Here is a 10,081-nt window from a genome sequence, read left to right as displayed (position 1 = left end):
AAGCTGAAGAACGCCCGCCGCGTCGCCACCCGCTACGACAAAACCGCCGAAAGCTACCTGGCATTCATCGACGTTACCTCCATCCGCCTCTGGCTCCGCCATTTGTCAACATGACCTACTGATCTGTCCATATTCCACGTCATGTCAAAATCTACAATCTGGACAAAAAGGCTTTCTGTATCTTTGATTTTTCAAGGGAAGGTGCGAAGGAGTAGTCTTTGATGGCTTCTGTGCTCAGAATAGCAGAAACTGGCCGTCTCAATATTCCGATGCAAATTCGCAATCTGGTAGGATTGGAGCGTGGAGGCCAAGTCTCGGTCTGGGTCGAGGATGGAGAAATTCGGGTCCGGCCGGTCCGTGATGTCATGGCAGCCCTTCAGGCCGAAGCTGCCGATCTGTTCGCCAACACGAACGAGTCCGTTGATCTGTTTTTGGCCGAGCGGCGGGAGGAAGCAGAGCGTGAGGAACAATCGTGACCGTTGTTCTGGACGCCTCTGCGCTCATGGCCTATCTCCTGAATGAGCCGGGTCACGGCAAGGTGCTGGAGGCAATCCTGTCCGGGGCCCGGATGAGCACCGTCAACTTCTCCGAGGTCGCGACCCGCTATGTGCCCTGAGGAGCAGGCGAGGCGCAGGTACACGCGCTCAGAGACCGGCTTCCTTTCCCGCTTGAGCCTCTTGGTGACGAAGTGGCAACCACCGCCGCTCTCATGGCTTCTGTCACGCGCCGTGCGGGCTTGTCTCTGGGCGATCGCTGCTGCCTGGCCTTGGCGAAGCATCTTGCTGTCCCGGCCCTCACTGCAGATCAGGTCTGGACCGAGATCGCCGACGAGATCGGAGTTACCGTCCACAGCCTCCGGTGATTGCGCGCTCTTGTCTGCATGAACACGTCATCAAGTGAACGATGCGCCCCGGTGAAGCTCAAGGGCGGAGGAGCGCCGCTTCAGAACGGCCTGCCCGCCGGCGTTGATGCCGTGAACCTGGAAGACCGACGTCACGAGATCAAGCAGGATATGTTCCAGGAACCGCTGGGCGTGCCTGGTTCGACGCGTTCTACAAGCGGCTGACCGTGATGGTGACGGTCAAGTCCTGTTCCATCCCTGTTCGTGCTGGAGCGGCTGAAAGCCACGCCCGGCTATCCGGTCGACACGCCCACGCGGCAAGCGGGTCAGGGTCGCTCCAGACCAGAGGAACGCCGCTTTCATGAAGAAATCCCCGCACGACGGAGCGGGGATTTCGCGCTGCCTCGTTGCCGTCAGTGCAGTCCGAATTCGGCCATCAGGAGGCGTCGCATTGCGACGAAGCGCGCTTCGGCGCGGTCGCGCGGGTGCGGCAGAGCGATGTCGATCACGCGCGGTGCGGCCGCCTTTTCCCGGGGCATGATCAGGACCCGGTCGGCCAGGAAGATCGCTTCCTCCAGGTCGTGGGTGACAAGGATCAGCGTCACCTGCCGCTCGCGCCAGAGGCGGGCGAGCTCATCCTGCATGGTAATCCGGGTCATCGCGTCCAGCGCGCCGAATGGTTCGTCCAGCAACAGGATTTCGGGGTCCACCGCCAAGGCACGGGCGATCCCAACCCGCTGCGCCATGCCGCCGGAGAGTTGCCGAGGATACGCGGTCTCGAACTCGGCAAGGCCGACCAGGCGGATCTGGTGGCGGGCGCGGACCTGAGCCTGGGGCGCGGGAATGCCCCGCGTCTCGAGCGCGAACGAGACATTGCCCAGCACGGTCAGCCAAGGCAGCAGCCGCGGTTCCTGGAAGATGATCGCCCGCTCGGTGCCGACGCCCTGCACCCGGCGGCCGTCGATCAGCACTTCGCCTCGATCTGGCGCCTCGAGCCCCGCCAGAACCCGCAGCAGCGTGGTCTTGCCGCAGCCGGACGGGCCGACGATGGCCAGGCTTTCGCCTGCGCGGATGTTGAGACTGAGGCTTTGCAAGACCGACAGCGAGGCGCGGTTCAGCGTGAAGGACTTGGATAGGTCACGGATCGTGACCTCTCCGCCGCGGACGATCTGCTGCGCGCCCATCAGTTCGCCGCCACGGTCTTGGCCGGCGTGAACAGGATGTCGGCGGCCTTCAGCTTGCCATGCTCCAGCCGACCTTCGCGTTCCAGCACGTCGATCCAGAACTGCAGGTCGCGTTCGACGGCAAGACCGCCTTGACGCACGCCGTAGCCCTTGAAGAACTGTGCAACCTGCGGGTTCTCGCCGCGGTCTTCCAGGACACGGGCGAAGATAGCGCGCGTTTCATCGGGGTTCTCGCGAGCGTAATCCAGCGCGCGGGCAGACGCCTCGACGAAGGCCCTGGCCTCGGCGGGATGGTCATCGGCCCAGTCGCGGCGCAGGACGATGAAGCCGCCCGCGATCTCGCCCAGGACGTCGGTGTCGTCGAAGACCGCGCGCAACCCGCCGTTCTGGCGCGCCACGCCCTCGAAGGTGGTCTGCCAGTAGCCGAAGGCCGACACATCGACCTGGCCCGAGCGCAGCACCTGTTCCAGTTGCGGCCCCGGCACGGTGACGAGGTTCGCGGCGTCCTGCGCCAGCCTTTTCTGGTGCAACGCCTCGCGCACCGTATAATCCAGATGCGCGCCCAGCGTGTTCACGGCGACGGTCTTGCCGACGATGTCCTCGATGCTGCGGACGGGGCTGTCCTCCAGCACATAGAAGATGGACTGGACCTGATCGTTGATCCCGTTCGACGGATAGGCTGCAAGGAAGTCGTTGCCGCCTGCGATCGAGTTCAGGACGGCGGCCGTGGCGGCGCTGCCCAGTTCGACGCTGCCGCCGGCCAGCGCCATTAGGGATTCCGGTCCGCCACCAGCGTAGCCCACGTTGTCCAGCGTGATGCCTGTGCCCTGGAAATAACCCAGTTCCTCTGCCAGCTCATGGGCGCTCAGGCCGCCGTGGCTGGCCAGATAGCGGATCGTCACGTCGGCCTGCGCGGTGCTGGCAAGCGCCAAGCTCAGCGCGGTGGTCAGGGCAAGGGTGCGAAGCGAGATGGTCATGGTCATGGTCCTTGGGAAAAAGGGGGATCAGCGTTGGACGTCGGCCCAGCGGCACAGGCGGCGCTGCAGCAGGACGAGGACGAGGTTCGCGGCAAGGCCCAGCCCGGCGAGCAGGAAGATGGCCGCGAACATCAGCGGGATCTGGAAGTTGTACTGGGCGTTCATCACCTGGAATCCGACGCCCTTGTTCGCGCCGATCATCTCGGCGGCGATCAGCAGCAGCAGCGCGGTGGTAGCCGACAGCCGCAGCCCGACGAAGATGGCCGGGACCGAGGCAGGCAGCACCACCCGGCGGAACACCGTCAGTGGGCCCGCACCGAAGGTTTGCGCCATCTCGATCAGCTTGCGGTCCACCTGCTTCACGCCGCCGGTGGTCGCCAGCAGGATGGGAAACAGCGTCGCCCAGAAGATGACGAAGACCTTGGAGGCCTCGCCCAACCCCATCAGCAGGATGAACACCGGGTAAAGGGCCAGCGCCGAGGTCTGCCGGAACAGCTGCAGGATCGGGTCGAGCGCCCGTTCCATCGACGGAATCCGGCCCATGAACAGGCCGAGCGGGATGCCCAGTGCAACTGCCGCGCCGAATGCCAGCCCCGATCGCTGCAGGCTGATGGCGATGTCGTCCAGCAGCGCGCCCGAGGACAGCCCCTTCCACAACGCCGCCGCGATGGCGTCTAGCGGCGGGAACACGGCCGGGTTCACCCAGCCCTGCGTGGCCGAGACCTGCCACAGCAGCACGAAGCCGGCCAGCAGCCCGTAGCGCGAGGCGAAGGCCCGCGCCCCGGTCCCTGCCCGGCGCCGGATCGCAGCGCCGGGGGAAGACCTGCCCTCGAAGTGGCCGTCAAGCGATTGCAGCGCCATGGCCGTCACTCCGCCGCCTGCACGGCCGCGTGGGCGGCGGCGTGACGGTTGACCGGATAGGGCAGCCCGAGGTTCTCGCGCAGGGTCTGCCCCTCGTATTCGGTGCGGAACAGGCCACGGCGCTGCAACTCGGGGATCACCAGGTTCACGAAATCGGTCAGCCCGGTCGGCAGCCAGGGCGGCAGGATGTTGAAGCCGTCCGCGCCCTCGCTCTCGAACCACTCCTGCAGGGTGTCGGCGATCTGGGCGGGGGTGCCCACCACGGTGAAATGGCCGCGCGCCGAGGCGACCCATTGGTAAAGCTGGCGGATGGTGAAGCCGTTCTCGTCCGCGATCTGGCGGATCAGCGCCTGCCGCGACTGATTGCCTTCGGTCGGCGCCAGGTCCGGCAGCGGCCCGTCGAGGTCATGACCCGTCAGGTCCAGGGCGCCGCCGGTCAGACCCTTGATCAGGGCAATGCCGTCTTCCTCAAGGATGAGGCCGGTGAGGCGGTCGTATTTCTCGCACGCCTCGGCCTCGGTTCGGCCGACGAAAGGCGAGACGCCGGGCATGATCAGGATGTGGCCAGGGTCGCGGCCCAATCCACGGGCCCGGGCTTTGATGTCGCGATAGAACTCCTGCGCGGTGCCCAGCCGCTGGTGGGCGGTGAAGATCACCTCGGCGGTGGCGGCGGCAAGGCCGCGTCCGTCCTCGGACTGCCCCGCCTGCACGATCACCGGATGCCCCTGCGGGCTGCGGCTGACGTTCAGCGGCCCCTTGACCTTGAAATGCGCGCCCGCATGGTCGGTGTAATGGACACGGCCGGTGTCGTAGAAGACGCCGCTGTCCTTGTCGCGGACGAAGGCGTCATCCTCGAAGCTGTCCCACAGTGTGCGGACGACATCGACATGTTCCACCGCGCGTTTGTAGCGGTCGGCGTGCGGCAACTGGCGGTCGAGGTTGAAGTTCTGCGCCGCCGCGTCAGAGGTCGTCGTCACCACGTTCCAGCCTGCGCGCCCGCCCGAGATCAGGTCCAGCGAAGCGAACTTGCGGGCGGTGTTGTAGGGCTCCTCGTAGGTGGTTGAGGCAGTGGCGATGAACCCGAGGTTCGTCGTCAGGGGCGCCAGCGCCGCAAACAGCGTCACCGGCTCGAACCCCGCGACCTTGGCGTTGCCCCCCTCGGTGCCGCCCCCAAAGGCGACGGCCAGGCCATCGGCCAGGAAATAGGCGTCGAACAACCCCCGCTCGGCCTCGCGCGCCAGTTCGGCATGGAAGGCGAAGCTGGTCGCGCCGTCGGCGGGCTGGTCGGGGTGGCGCCAGGCGGCGATATGCTGGCCGCCGCCGGGAAGAAAAGCGCCAAGGCGGATCTTGCGGGTCATGTCGATCATCCTTTCAGGGTGAGAAGGGCCGCCCCGCCGGAAAGGCGGGTTCATGCGGGCCGGTCAGAATGCAGGGATCAGGCGGCCGAGGAGGTCGCCCCCTCGGCGTGCAACAGCCATGGCGCGAACTGCCCGACGGCGCGGTCAAGCCGCGCCAGCAGCGCGTCCGAGGCAGGCAGGCCGTCGCGGAACTCGCCGCCGCTCGCATAGACGCCGGTCGGCAGGCTGGCCGCTTCGAAGAAGCCGAACAGGGGACGCATCTGATGTTCGATCACCAGCGCGTGACGGTCGCCGCCGCCGGTCGCGGTCAGAAGCACCGGCTTGCCGGCAAGCGCCGCAGGGTCGATGAGGTCGATCAGATGCTTGAAGAGGCCGGTGAAGCTGCCCTTGTAGACGGGCGTGCCCACGACCAGCGCATCCGCCGTCAGGATCGTATTCAGGATCGCCCGGGCCAAGGGGTCCAGCTGATCGACCGCCTGCGCTTGCCCCAGAGAGGGCTGCAGGTCACCGATCTCGTATGTTGCAGCAAGGCAGCCGAAGCGCCGCGCAGTGCGCCCCACGGCCAGATCAACCAGCGTCCGCGTCCGGGACGGGCTGCTGAGGCTGCCTGAAAAACCAACGATACGCTTGGGCATTGCGCTCTCCTAATAACGACTCGTCTTGTCGTCTAATGTGGAGGCATCATTCTTCAGGCGCCATTCCAAAGATCGTACGGGATGCAGATGCGGTTTGTCGTGGCGGGCAGAAGTCGGAGAATGCCGTTCTCTGCATCGAAGTGTCCGCAAAAGGAGGAATCCAAGCCCTTTTCGCAGCTGCGCGGCAAAGTGCAGAAAATCCTTCTCCGTCCAACGGAAAGTTTGGAACCTAAATCTCTATCTACTTGATAGATATATAAAGGCGTATGCAGCAGGTGGATGCGCAGCCTGTCAGGGCGATCACACCAGAAGATGGTGCCCCCTAGGCGCACCTGGATGGAATCGCCCCTGTCGGAACGCCGCAACCTGTCCTGCAGATTTCTGAGAGGGAGAAGCAGCATGACAGTCTTCACTCATAGCGGCACGCGGTCCCCGCTGCCCGTGCCGGCAGGCGCAAGCCATGTCGTGATCGTGGGGGGCGGGGCCAGCGGCGTGCTGATGGCGGTTCATCTTCTGGCCCGCGAGGGTGCCGGGTTTCGGGTCACCCTCTTGGAAGGGCGCAACATGCTGGGCTGCGGCATCGCCTATTCGACACAGGATCCCGATCACCTGCTGAACACCCGCGTCAAGAACATGAGCGCCTTCGCGACCGACCCGGATCACTTCCGCAACTGGCTCGCAGCCCGGCCGGGTCAGCCGTCGGACGATCTGCGCTTCGTCAGCCGGGCGATCTATGGGGCCTATCTTTCGGACCTGCTGCGCGTCTGGCAGACGGGTCCCGACGGGGGGCGGCTTGCCTGCATCCGCCAGACCTGCCTCGGCCTGCGCCGCACTGATGCGGGCTTCGTGCTGAATCTGGACGGTGGGACAAGCGTGCTGGCCGACGAGGTGATCCTTGCGACAGGGCACAGCCGCGCGGCAGAGGATCCCTCAGGCCTGCTAACAGGGGCCTGGGATGCCACGCCCCAGACGGACCCCGACGGCCGAGTGCTCATCGTCGGCACCGGACTGTCGATGATCGACCAGGTGCTGTCGCTGTTGGCGGGAGGCCACAGGGGCGAAATCGTGGCCGTTTCGCGGCGTGGGCTGCTGCCGCGGAAACATGGGCCGGCTGTGCCCTTGACCCTGTCCGTCGCCGACGTGCCGCTGGGCGCTCCGGTGAGCGCGCTGTTTCGTTGGGCCCGCCAGCTGACGCGTCAAGCCGAGGTGCAAGGCGGCAGCTGGCGCGACGCCATTGATGCGATCCGGCCCCATGTCCGCAGACTGTGGACCGGCCTGTCTACAGAGGAACGGGCGCGCTTCCTGCGCCACGCTGCCGCCTGGTGGGACGTCCACCGCCATCGGATGCCCCCTGCCTCAGCGGGACGGATCGCCCGGGCGACCGCTCGTGGGCAGCTTCGCGTGATGCGGGGCGGCTTTGTTGCGGCCCGTTCCTGCGACGGCGGCGTGATTGCCGAGGTGCGGCTGCCCGGCGGCAGGGAATGCGCCGAGGTCTCCGCCGCGCGCATCATCGACTGCCGTGGCATTCGCCGCGATCCCCTTCGCGATGGCTCTCCGCTGATACGGGCGATGCTGCAGCGCGGACAGGCACGGCTGGACCCCCTGCGGATTGGCCTGGATGTGGCGCCGGACTGCACCGTCCTTGACAAGGACGGAAATCGGATCGCCGGGCTGTTCGCCATTGGCCCGGCGTCGCGCGCCGCCTTCTGGGAAATCATCGCCATCCCCGACATACGGGAGCAGGTCGCTGCGCTGGCGGCATGCATGGACCCATTACTCAACGCGCACGGCCGGCTAACGAGGCTGTGAAGTTTCTCATTGCTCGTACTCGCGGGTCGCCTGATCGTGAAAATCACTCCAGGACGTAGATCCTGCCTGCTGCAGCTTCCTTAATTTGGTCTACCTGCAGTCTGTTGGGGGATTGTCCTGTGAACGGCCTGCTGTCGGTTTCGTGGACAGCAGGTCAAGCCCGCATGGCGCGGGCCTCGAACTCCATGGGCTGAGATAGCCCAGTTTCGAGTGGCGGCGACGCGGGTTGTAGAAGCGCTCGATGCAGTCGAACACGTCGGCACGGGCCTCATCACGGGTGCAGTAGACCTTGCGGGTTGTCCGCCCGGTTTTCAGCGACGAGAAGAAGCTCTCGATCGCGCGTTGTCCCAGACATTGCCGGCCCGGCTCATCGAGCAAGTGATGCCGTTGTCGGCCAGAAGGTGCTGGAACTGCTCGCTGGCGTATTGCGAGCCCTGGTCCGAATGGTGCAGCAGGGCGTCAGCCTTGCCGCGCCGCCAGACTGCCATCATCAGCGCATCCATGACCAGTGACGCATCTCGGTCGGCCTTCATGGACCAGCCGACGGCGCGACGAGAGAGGAGATCCAGCACGACGGCAACGTAGAGCCAGCCTTCCGCGGTCCGGATGCAGGTGAAACCGGCCAGCCACTTCCGGTTCGGCCGGTCCGCCTCGAAGTCGCGGCCGAGGATGTTGTTGACGAGACCGGGCGTTCGCCATCGTCCTTGGGCTTCCCGCGCCGCTTTGGCCGCGCCTTAAGCGCATCCTGCCGCATCAGCCATTCGATCCGGTGCACGCCGCAGGCCAACCCGTCCTCAAGCACATCGCGCCAGACACGCCGAGCGCCGTAGGTGCGGTCGCTGGCCTTGAAGCTCTTGTCGACCGCCAGGATGAGCTTCGCGTCCTGCCTCGCCCGCGCGCTGACTGGCCGGTTGAGCCAGGCATGGAAGCCCGAGCGCGAGACCTCCAGCACCTGGCAGAGCCAGCTGAGCGGCCAGATGTGACGGTGTCTGGCGATGAAGGCGAACCTCATGTCGCCATGCGCGAAAAAGCTGCCGCTTTCTTCAGGATGTCACGCTCCGCCCGGAGCCGGGCGACCTGTTTCTTCAGCGCCGCGATCTCGGCCAGATCAGCGCGCATCTGCCCGCATCTGCCCGTTGCCGGGAAACGCCGCGGCTGGCGCAGCCGTCAACTCCCGCATCCAGCGGCGCCACACGCTCTGGGCGACATCCAGGTCACGGGCGGCTTGCGCCACCGCTACGCCGCGCTCGGTCACCAGCCTGACGGCCTCGACCTTGAACTCGCCGCGGAACTTCCGTCTCGTTATTTGTCGCCTCCCGTTCCTTGGTCACGATCTTATCTTCGTGTCCACGAAACCGGCAGCAGGCCAGCCCGGCATCAGCATCGCCGATCTTCTGGCTTGTGGACGCTACTCCTGCGGCTTCTCCGAGGTTGATCCCTTTTCAATCTGGAGTAGAGCAAGCAGCCAAACTCTCCCGCAAGCCAAGCTATGCGACGGCCTTAGCCACCATGTCCGGATGCTTGGCGATCACGCGCACATAGGCGATGGCGAAATCCGGCGCGGTCGCCCGTGCCTGCTCCCAGTCGCGCAAGGTGCCGACTGGAACGCGGAAGCGGCTGGCGAACTCGGTCTGCGACAGACCAAGACCGGTTCTGGTCTTGCGGATCAGCCGGGCGCGCTGGCTCCGGTCCAGCGCCTCGGCGGTCACGTCGAAATCCTCGGCGTCGGCCGGGTCAGCAGGCAGTGCAATATGCCCTTTCTTCACCCTTGTTGCTCCTTCTCACCGAGATGAAGCGGTGCCGTTCGCCCCGCCAGACGAAGACGCCGGTGAACAGCTTTTCCCCAACGATCCCGACCACCTTGAACCGCTCCTCGCCGTCGATCTCGCGGATGGAAGGAATGATCAGGTAGTTGTCGTCCTCAAAAATCTGGTCGCCAAAGACCAGCGGTAACTTGTGCTTCTCGCGGTTGGCCGCATCGTTGGCGGGGTCGAACCTGTCCTGCGTCTTGGATTACGAATATACGGGATTTCCGTATGTACGGCAACCCCTTCTCGCTCGTGAGTTGTCGAGGATGTTGATTTCCACCTGGAACTGACCCGGGTTTGGAGTGAACCCCTTGGCTACCGCACCCCCGAGAAATTCGAAAGCCTGTTCGCCCGAAAGGCGGCTTAGTTCGGATGGCGCGATGTGGTCCAGCCTCAGGGGTTCACTCCATAGGGTTCCTCAGGACAGGAGGCGGATCTTTTTGCCGTGTTAAGATTTCGGCTGCTCGGGACTCTAGGACTTAGAGCGCCTAACAAAACCGCCTCTCGTGCGTTAGGGGACATGAGCAAGCCCCTTGTATCCGATGATCTGTGGGCGGCGCTGGAGCCGTTGCTGCCGAGGCCGCGGCCCAAGCCCCAGGGCGGCCGTC

11 protein-coding genes and 3 pseudogenes are annotated in these 10,081 nt (G+C 65.3%); 6 read left to right on the top strand and 8 right to left on the bottom strand.

Annotation, left to right across the window (positions count from 1 at the left end; translation table 11 throughout):
- The 5 genes and pseudogenes from H5395_RS16880 to H5395_RS16865 all read left to right on the top strand — a co-directional run.
- Positions 1-114 (top strand): annotated as a pseudogene (locus H5395_RS16880) (IS5/IS1182 family transposase); the annotation flags it as partial.
- 107 nt (positions 115-221) lie between these two features.
- The gene (locus tag H5395_RS16875) at positions 222-476 is read left to right on the top strand and encodes an AbrB/MazE/SpoVT family DNA-binding domain-containing protein (RefSeq protein ID WP_182793702.1); all 255 of its coding nucleotides are present in this window, start codon (positions 222-224) and stop codon (positions 474-476) included.
- Positions 473-616: a hypothetical protein gene (locus tag H5395_RS16870; RefSeq protein WP_182793701.1), complete on the top strand. Its 144-nt coding sequence runs from the start codon at positions 473-475 to the stop codon at positions 614-616. The genes H5395_RS16875 and H5395_RS16870 overlap by 4 nt, the downstream gene beginning before the upstream one ends.
- A 27-nt stretch (positions 617-643) precedes the next feature.
- Positions 644-862 (top strand): annotated as a pseudogene (locus H5395_RS19610) (VapC toxin family PIN domain ribonuclease); the annotation flags it as partial.
- A gap of 51 nt (positions 863-913) precedes the next feature.
- A complete protein-coding gene (locus H5395_RS16865; RefSeq protein WP_182793700.1) occupies positions 914-1,066 on the top strand; it encodes a hypothetical protein in 153 nt (50 codons plus the stop codon).
- A gap of 188 nt (positions 1,067-1,254) precedes the next feature.
- Here the strand turns inward: H5395_RS16865 and H5395_RS16860 are convergent, their stop codons facing one another.
- The 5 genes from H5395_RS16860 to msuE all read right to left on the bottom strand — a co-directional run bounded on the left by H5395_RS16860 (position 1,255) and on the right by msuE (position 5,856).
- Positions 1,255-2,025 (bottom strand): ABC transporter ATP-binding protein, encoded by a 771-nt coding sequence (locus H5395_RS16860; protein WP_182793699.1) that lies wholly within the window; start codon positions 2,023-2,025, stop codon positions 1,255-1,257.
- On the bottom strand, positions 2,025-3,002 hold the full coding sequence (locus tag H5395_RS16855; RefSeq protein ID WP_182793698.1) for an ABC transporter substrate-binding protein: 978 nt from the start codon (positions 3,000-3,002) through the stop codon (positions 2,025-2,027). The genes H5395_RS16860 and H5395_RS16855 overlap by 1 nt, the downstream gene beginning before the upstream one ends.
- Before the next feature lie 27 nt (positions 3,003-3,029).
- Complete coding sequence (locus H5395_RS16850) at positions 3,030-3,863, bottom strand: ABC transporter permease (RefSeq protein ID WP_182793697.1); 834 nt, start codon at positions 3,861-3,863, stop codon at positions 3,030-3,032.
- A 5-nt stretch (positions 3,864-3,868) separates the two neighbouring features.
- A complete protein-coding gene (locus H5395_RS16845) occupies positions 3,869-5,221 on the bottom strand; it encodes an LLM class flavin-dependent oxidoreductase (protein ID WP_182793696.1) in 1,353 nt (450 codons plus the stop codon).
- A gap of 77 nt (positions 5,222-5,298) precedes the next feature.
- Positions 5,299-5,856 carry an FMN reductase gene (msuE, locus tag H5395_RS16840; RefSeq protein ID WP_182793695.1) on the bottom strand — a complete coding sequence of 186 codons (558 nt, stop codon included), beginning with the start codon at positions 5,854-5,856 and terminating at the stop codon, positions 5,299-5,301.
- A 399-nt stretch (positions 5,857-6,255) separates the two neighbouring features.
- Here msuE and H5395_RS16835 point away from each other — a divergent pair, with 399 nt between their 5' ends.
- Positions 6,256-7,665: an FAD/NAD(P)-binding protein gene (locus H5395_RS16835; protein ID WP_182793694.1), complete on the top strand. Its 1,410-nt coding sequence runs from the start codon at positions 6,256-6,258 to the stop codon at positions 7,663-7,665.
- Positions 7,666-7,819: 154 nt separating this feature from the next.
- On the opposite strand, the pseudogene H5395_RS16830 reads toward H5395_RS16835, so the two are convergent.
- The 3 genes and pseudogenes from H5395_RS16830 to H5395_RS16820 all read right to left on the bottom strand — a co-directional run bounded on the left by H5395_RS16830 (position 7,820) and on the right by H5395_RS16820 (position 9,612).
- Positions 7,820-8,971, bottom strand: a pseudogene (locus H5395_RS16830) (IS3 family transposase).
- Between the two features lie 181 nt (positions 8,972-9,152).
- Positions 9,153-9,431, bottom strand: coding sequence for a helix-turn-helix domain-containing protein (locus tag H5395_RS16825; RefSeq protein ID WP_182793693.1), 279 nt, complete (start codon positions 9,429-9,431; stop codon positions 9,153-9,155).
- Positions 9,400-9,612 (bottom strand): BrnT family toxin, encoded by a 213-nt coding sequence (locus H5395_RS16820; RefSeq protein ID WP_255440774.1) that lies wholly within the window; start codon positions 9,610-9,612, stop codon positions 9,400-9,402. Before H5395_RS16820 ends, H5395_RS16825 begins: the two co-directional genes overlap by 32 nt.
- Positions 9,613-10,081: the final 469 nt, after the last annotated feature.

Origin of the sequence: Paracoccus sp. MC1854 (genome assembly GCF_014164635.1) — a bacterium.
In the GTDB taxonomy this organism is placed as follows: Bacteria; Pseudomonadota; Alphaproteobacteria; order Rhodobacterales; family Rhodobacteraceae; genus Paracoccus.
The sequence above is the reverse complement of the archived record's forward strand: the minus strand, read 5'-3'. Positions and strand labels throughout refer to the sequence as shown.